Genomic DNA, 17,838 nt, shown 5'->3' with positions numbered 1-17,838 from the left:
TCTGGAAGCCTTTCCGCCCTGGAGCAAGCCATGCAAGACCTCGATCCCGTCGAAACCCAGGAATGGCTGGACGCCCTGGAATCGGTTCTCGACAAAGAAGGCGAAGACCGTGCTCACTATCTGATGACCCGTATGGGTGAACTGGCAACCCGCAGCGGTTCGCAGCTCCCTTACGCCATCACCACGCCTTACCGCAACACGATCCCCGTTACCCACGAAGCACGCATGCCTGGCGACCTGTTCATGGAACGCCGCATTCGCTCGCTGGTACGCTGGAACGCGATGGCCATGGTAATGCGTACGAACCTGAAAGATTCTGACCTGGGTGGTCACATCTCCAGCTTCGCTTCCAGTGCGACCCTGTACGACATCGGCTTCAACTACTTCTTCCAGGCCCCGACCGACGAACACGGCGGCGACCTGATCTACTTCCAGGGCCACACCTCGCCAGGCGTCTACGCCCGCGCATTCATGGAAGGCCGCATCACCGAAGACCAGATGAACAACTTCCGCCAGGAAGTCGACGGTCAGGGCCTGTCGTCCTACCCGCACCCTTGGCTGATGCCTGACTTCTGGCAGTTCCCGACCGTATCCATGGGTCTGGGCCCGATCCAGGCGATCTACCAGGCACGCTTCATGAAGTACCTGGAACACCGCGGCTTCATCCAGCCGGGCAAACAGAAAGTCTGGTGCTTCCTGGGCGACGGCGAGTGCGACGAGCCGGAATCCCTGGGCGCGATCTCCCTGGCCGGCCGCGAGAAGCTGGACAACCTGATCTTCGTCATCAACTGCAACCTGCAACGCCTCGACGGCCCGGTTCGCGGCAACGGCAAGATCATCCAGGAACTCGAAGGCGTGTTCCGCGGTGCTCAGTGGAACGTGACCAAAGTCATCTGGGGCCGTTTCTGGGACCCACTGCTGGCCAAAGACGTCGACGGCATCCTGCAACGTCGCATGGACGAAGTCATCGACGGCGAGTACCAGAACTACAAAGCCAAAGACGGCGCGTTCGTGCGTGAACACTTCTTCAACACGCCAGAACTCAAGGCGATGGTTGCTGATCTGTCCGACGACGAGATCTGGAAACTCAACCGTGGCGGCCACGACCCGTACAAGGTCTACGCGGCGTACCACGAAGCGGTCAACCACAAAGAACAACCGACCGTCATCCTGGCCAAGACCATCAAGGGTTACGGTACCGGTGCGGGCGAAGCGAAGAACACCGCGCACAACACCAAGAAAGTCGACGTCGACAGCCTGAAGCTGTTCCGCGACCGCTTCGACATCCCGGTGAAAGACGAAGAGCTGGAAAACCTGCCGTTCTTCAAGCCGGAGCCAAACAGCGCCGAAGCCCGTTACCTGGCCGAGCGTCGTGCCGCACTGGGCGGTTTCGTGCCTCAGCGTCGCGCCCAGAGCTTCAGCGTACCGACTCCGGATCTGGACACCCTCAAGGCAATCCTCGATGGTTCCGGCGACCGTGAAATTTCCACCACCATGGCGTTCGTGCGAATCCTCGCGCAACTGGTCAAGGACAAGGAAATCGGCCCGCGCATCGTTCCGATCATCCCGGACGAAGCCCGTACCTTCGGTATGGAAGGCATGTTCCGTCAGTTGGGCATCTACTCGTCCGTCGGCCAGCTCTACGAGCCAGTCGATAAAGACCAGGTGATGTTCTACAAGGAAGACCAGAAAGGTCAGATCCTTGAAGAAGGCATCAACGAAGCAGGCGCCATGAGCTCCTTCATCGCCGCCGGTACTTCGTACTCCAGCCACAACCAGCCAATGCTGCCGTTCTACATCTTCTACTCGATGTTCGGCTTCCAGCGTATCGGCGACCTGGCATGGGCCGCTGGCGACAGCCGTACCCGTGGCTTCCTGATCGGCGGCACCGCCGGCCGTACCACCCTGAACGGTGAAGGCCTGCAGCACGAAGACGGTCACAGCCACCTGCTGGCTGCCACCATCCCGAACTGCCGCACCTACGATCCGACCTACGGCTACGAGCTGGCGGTGATCATTCAGGACGGCATGAAGAAGATGACCGAAGAGCAACAGGACATCTTCTATTACATCACCGTGATGAACGAGTCCTACCAGCAGCCAGCCATGCCGGCCGGTGCCGAAGAAGGCATCAAGAAAGGCATGTACCTGCTCGAAGAAGACACCCGCGATGCGGCGCACCACGTACAGCTGATGGGCTCCGGCACCATCCTGCGTGAAGTCCGTGAAGCGGCGAAGATCCTGCGTGAAGAGTTCAACATCGGCGCCGATGTGTGGAGCGTCACCAGCTTCAACGAACTGCGTCGCGACGGCCTGGCCGTAGAACGCAGCAACCGTCTGAAACCTGGCCAGAAGCCTCAGCGCAGCTACGTCGAAGAATGCCTGAGCGGCCGTAAGGGTCCGGTCATCGCATCGACCGACTACATGAAGCTGTTCGCCGAGCAGATCCGTCAGTGGGTACCGTCCAAGGAATTCAAAGTCCTGGGCACCGACGGTTTCGGCCGCAGCGACAGCCGCAAGAAACTGCGTCATTTCTTCGAAGTCGACCGTCATTTCGTGGTGTTGGCAGCCCTGGAAGCACTGGCTGACCGTGGTGATATCGAACCTAAAGTCGTGGCCGAGGCCATTACCAAGTTCGGCATCGACCCGGAAAAACGCAACCCACTGGACTGCTGAGGAGAAACTCTGTGAGCGAACTCATTCGCGTACCTGACATCGGCAGCGGTGAAGGTGAAGTAATCGAACTGTTTGTGAAGGTCGGCGACCGTATCGAAGCCGACCAGAGCATCCTGACCCTGGAATCGGACAAGGCCAGCATGGAAGTGCCGGCCCCGAAAGCCGGCGTCATCAAGAGCCTGAAAGTGAAGCTGGGCGATCGCCTGAAAGAAGGCGACGAACTGCTGGAGCTGGAAGTCGAAGGCGCCGCGCAAGCGGCCCCTGCTCCGGCTGCTGCTCCTGCCGCCAAGGCTGAAGCTGCACCGGCTGCCGCTCCTGCACCGGCTGCTCCAGCTGCTGCCCCTGCTGCCGCTTCGGTTCAGCAAGTACACGTGCCGGACATCGGTTCGTCGGGCAAGGCCCAGATCATCGAGATCCAGGTCAAGGTCGGCGACACCGTCGAGGCTGATCAGTCGCTGATCACCCTGGAATCCGACAAGGCGAGCATGGAAATCCCGTCGCCTGCCGCTGGCGTGGTCAAGGCCATCAGCGTCAAGTTGAACGACGAAGTCGGCACCGGCGACCTGATCCTGGATCTGGAAGTGGCGGGTGCTGCCGCCCCTGCTGCTGCCGCTCCGGCCCAGGCTGCTGCTCCGGCCGCTGCGGCCGCACCAGCACCGGCCGCCGCGCCAGCTGCCCCGGTTGCCGACAGCGTTCAGGACATCCACGTTCCGGACATCGGTTCGGCCGGCAAGGCCAAGATCATCGAAGTGCTGGTCAAGGCTGGCGACAGCGTTGAAGCCGACCAGTCGCTGATCACCCTGGAATCCGACAAGGCGAGCATGGAAATCCCGTCGCCTGCCGCTGGCGTGGTGGAAAGCGTTTCCATCAAGCTGGACGACGAAGTCGGCACCGGCGATCTGATCCTCAAGCTGAAAGTCAAAGGCGCCGCCCCGGCTGCTGCCCCGGCTCCAGCTGCCGCGGCTGCTCCGAGTGCTCCGGCGCCAGCCGCTGCTCCGGCTGCCGCTGCACCTGCTGCTGCCGCTCCGGTTGCTGCTCCAGCCAAGCCTGGTGCGAAAGTTCACGCCGGCCCTGCCGTGCGTCAACTGGCTCGCGAGTTCGGCGTCGAGCTGAGCGCTGTCGGCGCCAGCGGTCCGCACGGTCGCATCCTGAAAGAAGACGTGCAGACCTACGTCAAAGCCATGATGCAGAAGGCCAAGGAAGCACCGGCCGCAGCTGCTGGCGCAACCGGTGGCGCGGGCATCCCGCCGATTCCGGTCGTCGACTTCAGCCGTTTCGGCGAAATCGAAGAAGTGCCAATGACCCGCCTGATGCAGGTCGGCGCTGCCAACCTGCACCGCAGCTGGCTGAACGTGCCGCACGTGACGCAATTCGACTCGGCGGATATCACCGAGCTGGAAGCGTTCCGCACCGCACAGAAAGCTGTCGCAGAGAAGGCCGGCGTCAAGCTGACCATCCTGCCGCTGCTGCTCAAGTCCTGCGCGCACCTGCTCAAGGAACTGCCGGACTTCAATAGCTCGCTGGCACCAAGCGGCAAGGCGATCATCCGCAAGAAATACGTGAACATCGGCTTCGCCGTCGACACCCCGGATGGCCTGCTCGTACCGGTCATCAAGAACGTCGACCAGAAGAGCCTGCTGCAACTGGCCGCCGAGGCTGCTTCCCTGGCTGAAAAAGCCCGGACCAAGAAGCTTTCGTCGGACGAGATGCAAGGCGCCTGCTTCACCATTTCCAGCCTCGGTCACATTGGCGGCACCGGCTTCACGCCGATCGTCAACGCGCCGGAAGTGGCGATCCTCGGTGTTTCCAAGGCAACCATCCAGCCAGTCTGGGACGGCAAAGCCTTCCAGCCGAAACTGATGCTGCCACTGTCGCTGTCCTACGATCACCGTGTGATCAACGGCGCCGCTGCTGCACGCTTCACCAAGCGTCTGAGCGACCTGCTGGCGGACATCCGCACCATCCTGCTGTAAAGCGCTCGGCCCTCCGGCAACGGAGGGCCGACCGCGTTCCACGTTTTCGAGCGCCACACGCTCGTACCTCAACCCCGTCAGTTTGGCGGGGCTTTTTTTTGCCTGAAATAACTGTCGCCCGAACTTTTCCCACAACTTGCGCTGATATAGGCCACGACTCGAGTCCACTTTATATTGATATTTTTTAGCACCAGGCAACTAACCTTGGCGCACTGAAGTTACACCAAAAAACCGGGAAACTTTATTAATTACCAACACTTATTCGAATGGATTCGAACATGCTTAAACCTACTGTCGGCCCGATCATTGGCCACACATCAACTAATCAGGCGCGGATATTTATTCGTGGCGGACTGCAACATAATGCGTCCGTATTTGCCGGCATTCGTTACCGGCCACTGGATTCGAAACAATGGCAACCCGCCCAGTTTGTCAAACTTGATTCAACCCGCGACATGACGGAAGTATTCGTAATCGATCATCTGAAGGCAGACACCGAATACGAATACCAGACCGGCTGGTTCAGCCCGATGAGTCCCGTCCACACCATCCACAGCGTGGCGGAGTTGCCGCTGCAATGGCCACGGGAGATTTACCGCCTGCGCACCCGCAGCAGCCAGCCTTTGCAGCCGCGCGCTTACATCCTCGGCTCCTGCCGTTACCTGCGCATGACCGCCGGCGTCCCGGTGCTCCCGCATCTGGGCGACCGGATCTTCGCGTCCATCAGCCAGTTGATCGAGGGTGCACAACCGGCAATCAGCGCAATCATGATGTGTGGCGATCAGATCTACGCCGACGACTTGAATCTGTTCGCCCCGGATCGCGACTATGACGAATTCATTGAAAAGTATCGCGCGGCGTTTTCCCTGCCTAATATTCGACGACTGATGTCGGAGACTTCGACTTACATGATTCTTGATGATCATGAAATAGAAGATAACTGGCCGATGAACGCCAACGAGTCCGATGAAACTCTCTATCGCAATGCAATGGCGACTTACGATATTTATCAAGCGAGTCACAGTCCGATCTGTTCAACAACAACCAGCGGAACAATTGATCGCACGACACTGAAGCACTATTGGTATCAATTCACCGATGGCGATATTGAATGGTTTGTGACGGACAGTCGAACTCGCCGCAACTTGTCGAATGACAACCGGCGCATCCTCGATGAAGAACAGGAACAGGCGCTGTGCAAGTGGTTGATCAATAGCCCGGCGCGGGTCAAGTTCGTGGTCACCAGCGTCATGTTCTACCCCGATCGCAAAATGAACGGCGATGATGCCTGGGCGGGCTTCCCCGAACAGCGTCTGCGCCTGCTGGAAACCATCCGCCAGCATCGGATCAGGAACGTCGTGTTCATTTCCGGCGATGTGCATGGCTCGCTGACCAGTCGCCTGACACACAGCGAAGACCCGGACTTCGAGGTGCACACCGTCGTGTCTTCGCCGCTGAGCAACAGCAAACTGCTGCCCTACGCCACCGCCGCGACCTTCACGCTCGACCAGGCGCTGGCGCAAACCGAGTCAGGCGAATACCGGCACGAACTGACCAGCGAGGTCGTCAGCCAGGACAACTTCGCGCACATGGTGGTTGAAGCCGGGCGAATCCAGGTCAACTATCACGATCGGGATGGCAGGCACCTGCAATCCATCGATATTCCGTTGCGATAAATCCAGCGGTACGAACGTTCCGGATGCCGGAAGGCTCTGGAACGGCCATTTTCACGCTTGGTAGCATTAGTTTCCGGCGGGTGCTGGAGAAATGTTCACTGCAGCCGACATATTCTTATAGCACTTGGCCTTCATGTCTCTTGTCAGTCAGTGCCGCAATGATGCAACCTTGCCGCAGGCAACAGTAAAGAGGGCGCGAGCCCGGCGCGTTCAGCAAATTTCCAAGCGAGTTCCCTTCATGAAGAGCCAACCCGATGCCGCCAGCCGTATGGTGGCCGAGGTAGTGACGCAGTTGCCTGTGCCCTCGCGGCTCGGCATGCTGCGTTTCGAGCGCTTGAATGAAGCCAGTTGGGCCATGTTGTTTCTCGATCCCAACTGTGAACGCCAGTTCGGCCAGCCCGCCGTCGAACTCTGCGCTCTGGTCGGCTCGCCCTATGCCAGCCTGATGGAACCCGAAGCGCGTTATCAACTGCACGACGCGATCCAGCAACAACTCGGTCACAGCCCGCATTATCTGGTGCGCTACACCCTGCACACCGCCGCCGGTGCGCTGAGCATTCTCGAACTCGGTGAAGCCTACAGACAGCACAACCGCCACTTGCTGCGCGGTTACCTGCTGGCGGTCGACAACGTGTTCGACGAAGCACCTTCGCTGCCGTCCGTCGACCTTGAAACCCAGAATTCACGCCTGCAAATCGCCCTTGAGCTCAATCAGCGTGCCCAGCAGGAACAACTGCAGCATCTGGAGCGGGTGCGCGCCCAGCAGGACCTGATCCTGTTGCTGGCCCGCCAGCGCTACAGCAGCCAGAACTCCCTGCAGGAAGCTGCCGAGCTGATCACCCGCTGCGCCTGCGATATCTACGAAATCGACTGTGCCAGCCTGTGGAACCTCGAAGGCCAGAAGCTGGTGCCGATTTCGGCCTACCACCGCGCCACCCAGGAATACATCCTGCCGGAGGTGATCGACGTCAGCGGCTTCCCCGATTACATGGAAGCCCTGCACGGCAGCCGTGCCATCGACGCGCACAACGCGATGCGCGACCCGCGTACCCGGGAAATGGCCGAAGCCCTTCGCCCGCGCGACGTCAACGCCATGCTCGACGCCAGCATCCGCGTCGACGGCCAGGTGGTCGGCGTGTTGTGCCTGGAGCAGACCGGCGTCACCCGCGCCTGGCAGTCCGACGAAATCGCCTTTGCCGGCGAGCTGGCCGACCAGTTCGCCCAGGTCATCAACAACCACAACCGCCGCACCGCCACCAGCGCCCTGCACCTGTTCCAGCGCGCGGTCGAGCAGAGTGCCAACGCCTTCTTGCTGGTCAACTGCGACGGCGTGGTCGAGTACGTCAACCCGAGCTTCACCGCGATCACCCAGTACACCACCGAGGAAGTCCACGGCCAGCGCCTGTCGGAGTTGCCAGCCCTGGAAAACTTAAGCGAGCTGCTGTTCGACGCGCCGTCGGCGCTGGCCAAGAGCAACAGCTGGCAAGGCGAATTCAAGAGCCGCCGCAAGAACCTCGAACCCTACTGGGGCCAACTGTCGATCTCCAAGGTCTACGGCGACAACCGTGAGCTGACGCATTACATCGGCATCTACGAAGACATCACCCAGACCAAGCTGGCGCAGCAGCGCATCGAGCGCCTGGCGTATACCGACAACCTGACCAACCTCGGTAACCGGCCTGCATTTATCCGCAATCTGGATGAACGCTTCGCCCGGGATAGCGATACCCCGATCAGCCTGCTGCTGGTGGACATCGACAACTTCAAGCGGATCAACGATAGCCTCGGCCACCAGACCGGCGACAAACTGTTGATCAGCCTGGCCCGGCGCCTGCGCAACAGCCTGAGCCCGAGCGGCAGTCTGGCGCGGTTCGCCAGTAACGAATTCGCGGTGTTGCTCGACGACACTGACCTTGCCACCGGGCAGCAGATCGCCAACCAATTGCTGGCGACGCTGGATAAACCGATGTTCGTCGACAACCAGCTCATCAGCGTCACCGGCTCCGTGGGCCTGGCCTGCGCGCCGCTGCACGGCCGCGACCCGCAGACCCTGATGCGCAACGCCGGCCTCGCTCTGCACAAGGCCAAGGCCAACGGCAAACACCAGGTGCAGGTGTTCACCGAAGCGCTGAACGCCGAGGCCAGTTACAAACTGTTCGTTGAGAACAACCTGCGCCGCGCCCTGACCCAGAACGAGCTGGACGTGTTCTACCAGCCGAAGCTGTGCCTGCGCAGCGGCCGATTGCTGGGCATGGAGGCGCTGCTGCGCTGGAATCATCCGGAGCGCGGCATGATCCGCCCGGATCAGTTCATCAGCGTCGCCGAGGAAACTGGCCTGATCATCCCGATCGGCAAGTGGATCGCCCGCCAGGCCTGCCGCATGAGCAAAGCGCTGACCGCCGCCGGCATGGGCAATCTGCAGGTGGCGATCAACCTGTCGCCCAAGCAGTTTTCCGACCCGGATCTGGTGGCCTCGATCGCCAACATCCTCAAGGAAGAAGCGCTGCCGGCCAATCTGCTGGAACTGGAACTGACCGAAGGCCTGCTGCTGGAAGCCACCGAAGACACCCACTTGCAGCTCGACCAGCTCAAGCGCCTGGGCCTGACCCTGGCCATGGACGACTTCGGCACCGGTTACTCGTCGCTCAGCTACCTGAAAAAATTCCCGATCGACATCATCAAGATCGATCGCAGCTTCATCCATGAAATCCCGGACAACCAGGACGACATGGAAATCACTTCCGCCGTAATCGCGATGGCCCACAACCTGAAACTCAAGGTCGTGGCCGAAGGCATAGAGACCGCCGAGCAGCTGGCGTTCCTGCGTCGGCACCGCTGCGACGTCGGCCAGGGCTACCTGTTCGACCGGCCGATTCCGGGCGGCGAGCTGATCCAGGCGCTCAAGCGCTACCCGCGCGGTCCGCTCTCTCTGTAACCCACAGGACACTATCCGCACATTTTGCCTGGTGATTAACCGGGCATCATTGGGCACACTGTGGGTCAGCTTATAGACATCCCATCCTGACTGAGAGGAACGATCATGGTTCTGCGCTCGGAAATTCTGGTGAACAAAAACGTGCTACCGACTAAAGAACAAGCTCTGCCTGGCCGCGAAACCCCGATGACCCTGCCTGAAAAACACTTTGTTTTCACCGAGACGCCGTTGCTGGGCCCGTTCTTTCAGGACGTCGACTTCGCAATCTTCGGGCTGGGCTGCTTCTGGGGTGCCGAACGCCGCTTCTGGCAGCGCGAAGGCGTGGTCAGCACCGTGGTCGGTTACGCCGGCGGTTACACGCCGAACCCGACCTACGAAGAAGTCTGCTCGGGCCTGACCGGCCATGCTGAAGTGGTGCTGGTGGTGTTCGACAAGGCCAAGGTCAGCTACGAAGAGCTGCTGGCGATGTTCTGGGAATTGCACAACCCGACGCAGGGCATGCGCCAGGGCAATGACATCGGCACCCAGTACCGTTCGGTGATCTACGCGACCCATCCGGAGCAACTGGATGCGGCGTTGAAGAGCAAGGCTGTTTATCAGGCGGAATTGTCGAAGGCGGGTCTGGGTGAAATCAGCACCGAGATTGAACAGGCGCCGACCGTTTACTTCGCCGAGGCCTATCACCAGCAGTATCTGGCGAAAAATCCGGAAGGCTACTGCGGGATTGGCGGCACGGGCGTTTGCATGCCACCGAGTCTGGCGGGTAACTGACCACCTCGACTGATCGCGGCCACTGATCGTTCCCACGCTCCGCGTGGGAATGCAGCCCGGGACGCTCCGCGTCCCAATAGCGGACGCAGAGCGTCCATTGAGGCATTCCCACGCGGACGGTTCGACGCCTCGACGTGGGAACGATCATTGACGGTTGATCAGCTTTCGGCGATCAACCAGTCCATCTGCCACCCACCCTGGGTCTGCCCAAGTTTCCTGGACAGCCACGGCAGCAGCTCACGCAATTCTTCCTCCAGCCCCCACGGCGGATTGGCAATCGCCAGTCCGGAGCCGTTCAGGCTGTTCGGCGTATCCAGTGGATGCACCAGCAACTCGACCCGCAGCAGCTTCGGCGCACCGGTGCCGGCCAGATCCTGATAGAAACGACGCAGTGCGCGCTGATCCTTCACCGGATACCAGATCGCCGCGACGGTCTGGCGCATCCGGCCGATGGCCTCTTTCATCGACGCCGCACAACGCTGCATTTCATCGAGCTGTTCGAACGGCGGATCAATCAGCATCACCGCGCGTTTCTCCTGCACCGGCAACATCGCCCGGGCGACATGCCAGCCCTCGCCCAGATGCACTTTGACCCGACGATCACCGGCCATGTTGTCCTTGAGCAGCACGCCGTCTTCGGGGTGCTTCTCGTTGAGCATCACCCGATCCTGGGAACGAGTCAGACGCCGCGCCAGCTCCGGCGAGCCCGGGTAATAACGCAACTGGCCATCCGGGTTCATCTCGTGCAGCACTTTCATGTAGTCGGCAGTCAGCGCCGGCAGATCCGGCTGATCCCACAACCGCGCGATGCCTTCCAGGTACTCGCCGGTACGGTTGGCCTGATCGCCCTGCAGGTCATACAGACCGATGCCGGCGTGGCTGTCGAGATAGGCAAACGGCTGCTCCTTGCGCGACATCAGGGCGATGAGGCGGGTCAAGGTCAGGTGTTTGAACACATCGGCGTGATTGCCGGCATGGAAGGCGTGACGATAATTCATGGCTGCTCCTGCGAGGGCCGTGAAGTTTACCTTTTACCGGGCGGCAAGTCAGGGGCTCGCAGCTGAGTGGCGTGCCGCTGCACTAATGATCGTTCCCACGCTCTGCGTGGGAATGCAGCCCGTGACGCTCCGCGTCCATGGGGTATCAGCCACAATTGCGGTGGACGCCTGGAACGCGGTGCATCCCTGGAGGCATTCCCACGTAGACGGTTTGACGCCTCGACGTGGGAACGATCGAGTCAGGACGGTATGGCGTGTAGGCGTTTGCCAATCACATCCAAGACATCACAGCCGTCACGCAGCGGAATCACGCAGAGCTGGGCGAAGTCGCTCAGGATGACTGAGTCGCACTCGACCGAGCCGCGCATGCACATGTTTTCCAAGACCTGAATCACGGCGCGGATGCGGTAGTTGGCGGCGTCCATCAGGATGTCGAGCGGGGCGTGGGTGTCGATGAACAGGGTGGGCATGTCGTTACAGTTGCTGGTCAGCGCCATGAGGCGGTTGTCGGGGTGAGGAATGAAGGGTTCGTAGGGTGGATCTGGATGAAGCGTGCTCATTGTTTAATCCTCTGGTAGTGAAAGAGGCGCACACCGTTTCCCTCCTACAGGATTGGGTGGCAGCCATGCGCGGGGTAGGAGGACTGAGACCAGAGCACTCAGCCACGCCGAAGCGTGCCCGCGCATAACCGCCGCAAAAGATCTTACGGTCGAGCGAAGACTGCCGCAAATCGGGCAACGACGCTTATGCACTGCTCTGAAATCAGGGCTCCTACGCCCTGTCTCCACACTTGCGGAGACAACCAAAGACTATCCCCGCACCACCTCGCCCACCAGTTCACGCAAACCGCCGCAACTCGCAGGAAACGTCCGAAGCCTTTGCCCGGAAATTTCACTCTGACTCGTCCCGCAAGTAGTCCAGCAATGCCGAAGCCGACGATTCGTCCGACGCTGAAACCGCAAAAAACCTGACAACCTTGCAGCGCAAGACATCGGCGGGAAGCGCCTCGAACAACGCCGGTTGTTCCTCGCTCAACCACTGCAAGGCATTGTTGATTCGGGCATCACTACCGAATTGCGCCAGCAGCTTTTCCGGCACCGACCACCAGGGAAACTCCCGACCCGAGACCCGCGCCCTGCCCCCGATCTCGACGGCCTGACCGTTGATCAAGCCTCGCGTGAGAACCGGCAGCAATTGCCCGGCATCCACCTCGGACGACTCAAGGATCGGCAACAAAAACCGCCCATCCCAAAAGCGGAAGAACACCGCTTTCCCGTCCGGCATCAGCACCTGGGTCAAACTGCGAAAGTGCTCGACCACCGCCTCAAGCCCCGCCGAAGAAACCGCCAGCCAACCCCAGTCGCGAGACTCCGTGGTCGCCACCCAATCCAGAAACTCACTGCCCGCGTCGACGATTCCCACGTAGGGCATCACCGCATCCCACTCGGTATAGATCGTATCCGCCCAAACAGGGCTAGGTGCCGACGCAAACTTCGAGCGTTGCCAAACTTTGAACGGCTCGGCGATGCTCGCATTGCAGAAGATGGCGAAGAGTTGTTCAGCACTGTCAAGGGGGTGGGTTTGAAGCCAATTTCTAACAGAATCGTCTCTCATAAACCTATAACTGCCAGTCATTCAATTTCATTCAATCCACCCCATAAAGTTCGTAACCAATAAAAAAACAACCATCACTACGAAACTTCCAAATGCCGATAAATACACAAAGCGAATCAAACGCAACAAACCCTTCGGAAAATTCAGTAAGTCACTCCCATCCAAAGCCCCCCCCTTGATTGCCCGGGATGGCAGGAGCAGGTACGAGCCTATGCACGCCAACATGAAATAAGCACCCAAAACCCCACCACTCAGAGGCTTACGCACTGACACGCCTTGCGAATTACTGAGAAAACGAAAAATCGCCTCCTTTCTGAATAGAGCCAGATAGACCTGACCGACAACAGATATGAAAGCAAGACCAAAGAACACTCCGCCAAAAGTCAAAACGAACCAGATTTCATCAGCCTTCGTCATGTGCCGACTCCCTCATAAATGACCTCACCAACCTTTTCACCCAAAATCTCGCCACCCACTCCCCCTCCAAAAGTTCCAGCCCCGACCAGAACCAATGAGCAAAGCACCCCACCTGTTCCTGCAGTACCCAGGCCAATGCCAACGCATACAAGAGAGCCCGCGATACCACCACCGAGGCTTCCCCCAAATGCACCGGCAAATTTCGCCGTCTCGGTGAACTTCACTTTCCTGCAAGCTTCCTCCGTACCTAGCCGGCAAGTCTCCCTGACCTTTAACCCCGAAGCCGTCGCCCCCAGACCAACCCCAACCCAACCACCTAACTTGATCACCTTGCTGGCCTTACTTACGCCTTGAATATGCGTTGCGTATCCGGGAATCTCACCCGCAATACCAGCCTTGCTCCAATGGTGAACGAGACTCCGGCTGGAAATACCCAACGTTTTTTTCAGGTTTGGATGATCGGGCAAACCAGCCGTTTTACGCACTAGCGGGCTAAGACTGCCATCCAGCTGCGCCATCAACTTTTTGCGCTTGGAAAAGAAATCAGCGCCCTGAAGCTTTCCGTGTTTATCAAAGGTTTGCTTATGCAGTATCTCCAGCTCTGCCAGCGTCTTGCCAAGATTGTCCAGATGATTACTGAACATCGCCGAGCCGATCCCCACGGCCGTCGAACCCTGAGATAAAAACGACTGAATCTCACCGTGATGTCGAACCATAAACTCAGCCTCCGCATCACTCATTGGCGTCAGCGCCGCATCAACCTTCTGCGCCGCCTCCATCAACAACGCTTCTTCGCGCGTGCACTGCGTATTACGTGGATCACTCAGGACAATAAGTTGACCGGGTTTTGCGTATTGCGTGAGTTGTGGATTAAGACTGCGGAATTTATCCAGCACGGCAGGATCCGGCTGCGGGAACAACGTTGATTCAAGCGCTGCCCGAGACATTCCCTGTTCAACAATATGAAAGCCCGGCTCAACGCCGGAAGGCGTCGGCCGGGCCGAGGGCTTTGGGGAGTCGGTCAAGCTACTCGGGGGCAGAGTCGGAGTTGGGCACACACCGTCCTTGCAGCGCTCGCATTCTTCGCAGAACGGCGCATCACCTTTAAGGCTCATGATTTGCGCGGCAGTCAGAATCGCAGCCGGGGCTGCCGCCAGTTTTTCCGGCAACCCCGGCACCGTCGGCGCCGCACTCATCGCCGCCATCGGCGCACCACCCACAACGATCGGCACGCTGCTGAAGATCCCGCCGGGGCCGATGTTGATCCACTGCCCGCCCGCCTGAATCGTCGCGCTCGCCCCGCCGTCGATCACCACTTGCTGGCCGGCGCTGACGTGGAATTGAGCACTGGCGTTGATCGCCTGATTGCTCACGCGGATGTGCCGGTCGCCGGCCACCGTAAGGTGGTCGTCCTGCCTCACCTCGGTCTGGCGCTGGCCGTGGGTGATGCGCTGCTCATCGGCTTTCAGCTCGTGTTTGGCGAGGCCGGTGACGACAACGCTGCGCTGGTTATCCACCTGCACCTGTTGATCATTCAACACATGCTGCGTCCAGTTTCGCTGGGCCCGCAGGTAGATTTCCTCGGCGCCTTTGCGATCCTCGATGCGTAATTCGTTGTAGCCCCCGCCGCCGGGACTGCTCTGACTGCGGAAAATACTGCGGGTCTTGTCGGCCGGCAGATCCAGCGGCACCGGCGTCGCTGCGTTCGGCAGGCAACCCATGACCAGCGGTTTGTCGGCATCGGAATCGATGAACCCCACCAGCACTTCCATGCCGACCCGCGGTATCAGCACGCTGCCATAACGGTCGTGGGCCCAGCCGCTGGCGACCCGCAGCCAGCAGCTGGAATGCTCATTGAGCTCACCGTCGCGATCCCAGGCCAGTTGCACCTTGACCCGGCCATACTCGTCGCAATGGATTTCACTGTCTTTCGGGCCGGTGACCACGGCCGGTTGATAGCCGAGCATCCGTGGTTTTTCCGGGCCCATCGGCGGGCGGAAGAACACGTCCCACGGCGTGGCGAGAAAGGTATTACGGTAACCCTGGAATTCATCACCGTCGCTGGTGACCGATTCCTCCAGCACTTGCGGCTGTCGGCCACGGTGCTCGATCGCAGTCAGCAGCCAGAGGTCATTCAGATCCTGACGCGGATGCTCGGTCAGTTGCAGGAAATGTCCACTGACGAGAGCGGATTGATCGCTGCGGCCCTCGGCCTGACGATAGTCGGCGACATGCCGCTCAAGGGTGCGCTGGGCCAGTTGCTTGCCGGTTTCGCGCTCGGTGAACTGGCCGGGAAAGTGGTAATCCTCCAGCACCGGGCGCTGTTCGCTTTCGGCGCGACTTTGCAGCGCCAGCCGAGGTTTGCTGAAGTCGTAGTCACGTCGGGTGACCACGCTGGTGCGGGTTTCCACCCGAACGGTGAAGCGCTTGATCGCCGGTGCCGCCGCAGCCATGCCGCTGCCCGGCAGGTACAGCGTCGGCTCGGCCAGACGCGGGAACACCGTTTGATCGTCGCCGAACACCAACAAATGCCCGTCCGGGCTGTGCTGAAAATGGAAATGAATGCCCACTTCGGCACACAGGCGCTGGATGAACGCCAGATCGCTCTCGGCGTACTGCACACAGTATTCTCGGGGCGGGTAATCGCTGCCGAGGCGAAATTCGAAGGCATCGCGCAGGATCGCGTGATCCTTGAGGATCTGCGTCACGATCTGCGGCACGCTTTGGTGCTGGAAGATCCGCTGATTGATCCGGTGACCCAGATAGGCCAGACGCGGAACAAGACTGACGTGATAGCGGGTCAGACGCTTGCCGGAATCCCCCTGCCCAACCCGATAGATCTGACCGTGGATACCGGAACCGTCTTCATCAAAACTCAGAAAAGCCTGACAGTGCAGCAGGTTTTCCAGATCCAGATCCGGCCGTTCACTGACCAGCTCCAGATCGAAGCGGAAGGGTTGGCTGATGGCTTCCTTGCCCGTGAACTCAAGGACTTTGAGGTCAAACTGGGCGCCTTCGACGGTCAACGTGAAACGCGGTTGATTGGCAGGCGCGAACATCCGATGTCTCTCTGCAGATTGAGGGCGGGCGATTCTGCATGAGGGGCAAGGGATGCAGGTTGGGTGACTGAAAAATCAGATTTTCCCTACTTGAAACTTCGATCTCCCCTTCAAGAATCGGCGCATTCGACTACAGACTTTTCCTTCGGAAAAATCGCAGGCAATAAAAAACGGCCCGCTTCCTGGCAGGAAGCGGGCCGTTTTCTTGTGAGCCTCAGCTCATTCCCATCACTTGTTCAAATGGAAGTCCTTCTCGGCCGCTTCAAAGCGCTGAACCATGCCGGCGCTCGGCTGGCCCATCAGGCTGACGAAGTAGATCGCCAGGCTTGCGAAGATGAAGCCCGGGATGATTTCGTACAGACCCAGCAGCTCGAAATGCTTCCACACGATCACGGTGATCGCGCCGACCAGGATGCCGGCCAGAGCGCCGTCACGGGTCATCTTCTTCCAGATCACCGAGATCAGCACCACAGGACCGAACGCTGCACCGAAACCGGCCCAGGCGTAGGACACCAGACCCAGCACACGGTTATCCGGGTTGGCGGCCATCGCGATGGCGATCAGTGCAACCAGCAACACCATGGCACGACCGACCCAGACCAGCTCAACCTGGGAAGCGTTTTTGCGCAGGAAAGCCTTGTAGAAGTCTTCGGTCAGGGCGCTCGAGCACACCAGCAACTGGCAGCTCAGGGTGCTCATCACGGCAGCCAGAATGGCCGACAGCAGTACACCGGCGATCCACGGGTTGAACAGAAGCTTCGCCAGTTCGATGAACACACGCTCGTGGTTCTCGGTCACTGGACCCGCGACTTCCGGGTGCGCCGAGAAGTAGGCGATACCGAAGAAGCCCACGGCCACGGTGCCGCCCAGGCACAGGATCATCCAGGTCATGGAGATGCGACGGGCGTTGGCGATCGATTTCACCGAATCAGCAGCCATGAAGCGCGCCAGGATGTGCGGCTGGCCGAAGTAGCCCAGACCCCAACCCATCAGCGAGATGATGCCGATGAAAGTGGTGCCTTTGAGCATGTCGAAGTTGCTCGGGTCCTGTGCTTCGATGGCCAGGAACGTGGTGTCGACGCCGCCGGTAGCCAGCAGCACGATGATCGGCGTCAGCAGCAGGGCGAAGATCATCAGGGTGGCTTGTACGGTATCGGTCCAGCTCACCGCGAGGAAACCGCCGACGAAGGTGTAGGCAATCGTCGCCGCAGCACCGGCCCACAACGCGGTCTCGTAGGACATACCGAAGGTGCTTTCGAACAGGCGGGCACCGGCCACGATGCCGGAAGCGCAATAAATGGTGAAGAACACCAGAATCACCACCGCCGAAATGATGCGCAGCAGACCGCTTTTGTCTTCGAAACGGCTGGAGAAGTAGTCCGGCAGGGTCAGCGCATCGCCGTTGTGCTCGGTTTGAACACGCAGACGGCCGGCGACGAACAGCCAGTTCAGGTAGGCACCGACGATCAGGCCGATGGCGATCCAGCTTTCGGACAGGCCGGACATGTAGATGGCGCCCGGCAGGCCCATCAGCAACCAGCCGCTCATGTCGGAAGCGCCGGCGGACAATGCCGTTACCACGCTGCCCAGGCTGCGGCCACCCAGAATGTAGTCAGAAAGGTTGTTGGTGGAGCGATAGGCCATGAAGCCGATCAGCACCATTGCTGCGATGTAGATCACGAACGTGATCAGGGTTGGATTGCTTGCGCTCATTACGTA

The 17,838-nt window shown here is 59.8% G+C and carries 10 protein-coding genes and 1 pseudogene; 5 read left to right on the top strand and 6 right to left on the bottom strand.

Annotated features, from left to right (window positions below; translation table 11 throughout):
• Positions 1 to 30 precede the first annotated feature (30 nt).
• From aceE to msrA, 5 genes are all read left to right on the top strand, one after another.
• The gene (gene aceE / locus ACM6JM_RS05180; RefSeq protein ID WP_103386568.1) at positions 31 to 2,676 is read left to right on the top strand and encodes a pyruvate dehydrogenase (acetyl-transferring), homodimeric type; all 2,646 of its coding nucleotides are present in this window, start codon (positions 31 to 33) and stop codon (positions 2,674 to 2,676) included.
• Positions 2,677 to 2,687: 11 nt separating this feature from the next.
• Entirely contained in the window at positions 2,688 to 4,649 is a 1,962-nt protein-coding gene (aceF, locus tag ACM6JM_RS05175; RefSeq protein ID WP_414881409.1) for a dihydrolipoyllysine-residue acetyltransferase, read from the top strand.
• A gap of 278 nt (positions 4,650 to 4,927) precedes the next feature.
• Positions 4,928 to 6,325, top strand: a complete 1,398-nt coding sequence (locus ACM6JM_RS05170; RefSeq protein WP_074689602.1) for an alkaline phosphatase D family protein — start codon at positions 4,928 to 4,930, stop codon at positions 6,323 to 6,325.
• A gap of 238 nt (positions 6,326 to 6,563) precedes the next feature.
• Positions 6,564 to 9,260: a putative bifunctional diguanylate cyclase/phosphodiesterase gene (locus ACM6JM_RS05165; protein WP_039766525.1), complete on the top strand. Its 2,697-nt coding sequence runs from the start codon at positions 6,564 to 6,566 to the stop codon at positions 9,258 to 9,260.
• 105 nt (positions 9,261 to 9,365) lie between these two features.
• On the top strand, positions 9,366 to 10,031 hold the full coding sequence (gene msrA, locus ACM6JM_RS05160; RefSeq protein ID WP_414881408.1) for a peptide-methionine (S)-S-oxide reductase MsrA: 666 nt from the start codon (positions 9,366 to 9,368) through the stop codon (positions 10,029 to 10,031).
• 158 nt (positions 10,032 to 10,189) lie between these two features.
• On the opposite strand, the gene ACM6JM_RS05155 is transcribed toward msrA, so the two are convergent.
• The 6 genes and pseudogenes from ACM6JM_RS05155 to putP all read right to left on the bottom strand — a co-directional run bounded on the left by ACM6JM_RS05155 (position 10,190) and on the right by putP (position 17,832).
• Positions 10,190 to 11,029 (bottom strand): 23S rRNA (adenine(2030)-N(6))-methyltransferase RlmJ, encoded by an 840-nt coding sequence (locus ACM6JM_RS05155; protein ID WP_074689600.1) that lies wholly within the window; start codon positions 11,027 to 11,029, stop codon positions 10,190 to 10,192.
• A 239-nt stretch (positions 11,030 to 11,268) separates the two neighbouring features.
• Positions 11,269 to 11,589, bottom strand: a complete 321-nt coding sequence (locus tag ACM6JM_RS05150) for a hypothetical protein (protein WP_074689599.1) — start codon at positions 11,587 to 11,589, stop codon at positions 11,269 to 11,271.
• Positions 11,590 to 11,920: 331 nt separating this feature from the next.
• The gene (locus tag ACM6JM_RS05145) at positions 11,921 to 12,664 is read right to left on the bottom strand and encodes a DUF4123 domain-containing protein (RefSeq protein WP_371855304.1); all 744 of its coding nucleotides are present in this window, start codon (positions 12,662 to 12,664) and stop codon (positions 11,921 to 11,923) included.
• A 6-nt stretch (positions 12,665 to 12,670) separates the two neighbouring features.
• On the bottom strand, positions 12,671 to 13,060 hold the full coding sequence (locus ACM6JM_RS05140; RefSeq protein ID WP_074689598.1) for a hypothetical protein: 390 nt from the start codon (positions 13,058 to 13,060) through the stop codon (positions 12,671 to 12,673).
• A gap of 1,052 nt (positions 13,061 to 14,112) precedes the next feature.
• Positions 14,113 to 16,119, bottom strand: a pseudogene (locus ACM6JM_RS05135) (type VI secretion system tip protein VgrG); the annotation flags it as partial.
• A gap of 228 nt (positions 16,120 to 16,347) precedes the next feature.
• Positions 16,348 to 17,832 carry a sodium/proline symporter PutP gene (putP, locus tag ACM6JM_RS05130; protein ID WP_210709984.1) on the bottom strand — a complete coding sequence of 495 codons (1,485 nt, stop codon included), beginning with the start codon at positions 17,830 to 17,832 and terminating at the stop codon, positions 16,348 to 16,350.
• Between the last annotated feature and the right edge of the window lie 6 nt (positions 17,833 to 17,838).

The sequence above is a fragment of the Pseudomonas sp. IT-P2 genome (genome assembly GCF_949767575.1).
Lineage (GTDB): Bacteria > Pseudomonadota > Gammaproteobacteria > Pseudomonadales > Pseudomonadaceae > Aquipseudomonas > Aquipseudomonas pharyngis.
Note: the sequence above shows the minus strand (reverse complement) of the source record. Positions and strands in the feature narration are given on the sequence as shown.

What these genes read in the sequence shown, in the direction of transcription:
- ACM6JM_RS05165 (WP_039766525.1), top strand. Translation starts at nt 6,564, where the DNA reads ATGAAGAGCCAACCCGATGCCGCCAGCCGTATGGTGGCCGAGGTAGTG.
- aceE (WP_103386568.1), top strand. Translation starts at nt 31, where the DNA reads ATGCAAGACCTCGATCCCGTCGAAACCCAGGAATGGCTGGACGCCCTG.
- ACM6JM_RS05150 (WP_074689599.1), bottom strand. Translation starts at nt 11,589, where the DNA reads ATGAGCACGCTTCATCCAGATCCACCCTACGAACCCTTCATTCCTCAC.
- ACM6JM_RS05170 (WP_074689602.1), top strand. Translation starts at nt 4,928, where the DNA reads ATGCTTAAACCTACTGTCGGCCCGATCATTGGCCACACATCAACTAAT.
- ACM6JM_RS05155 (WP_074689600.1), bottom strand. Translation starts at nt 11,029, where the DNA reads ATGAATTATCGTCACGCCTTCCATGCCGGCAATCACGCCGATGTGTTC.
- msrA (WP_414881408.1), top strand. Translation starts at nt 9,366, where the DNA reads ATGGTTCTGCGCTCGGAAATTCTGGTGAACAAAAACGTGCTACCGACT.
- ACM6JM_RS05140 (WP_074689598.1), bottom strand. Translation starts at nt 13,060, where the DNA reads ATGACGAAGGCTGATGAAATCTGGTTCGTTTTGACTTTTGGCGGAGTG.
- putP (WP_210709984.1), bottom strand. Translation starts at nt 17,832, where the DNA reads ATGAGCGCAAGCAATCCAACCCTGATCACGTTCGTGATCTACATCGCA.
- ACM6JM_RS05145 (WP_371855304.1), bottom strand. Translation starts at nt 12,664, where the DNA reads ATGACTGGCAGTTATAGGTTTATGAGAGACGATTCTGTTAGAAATTGG.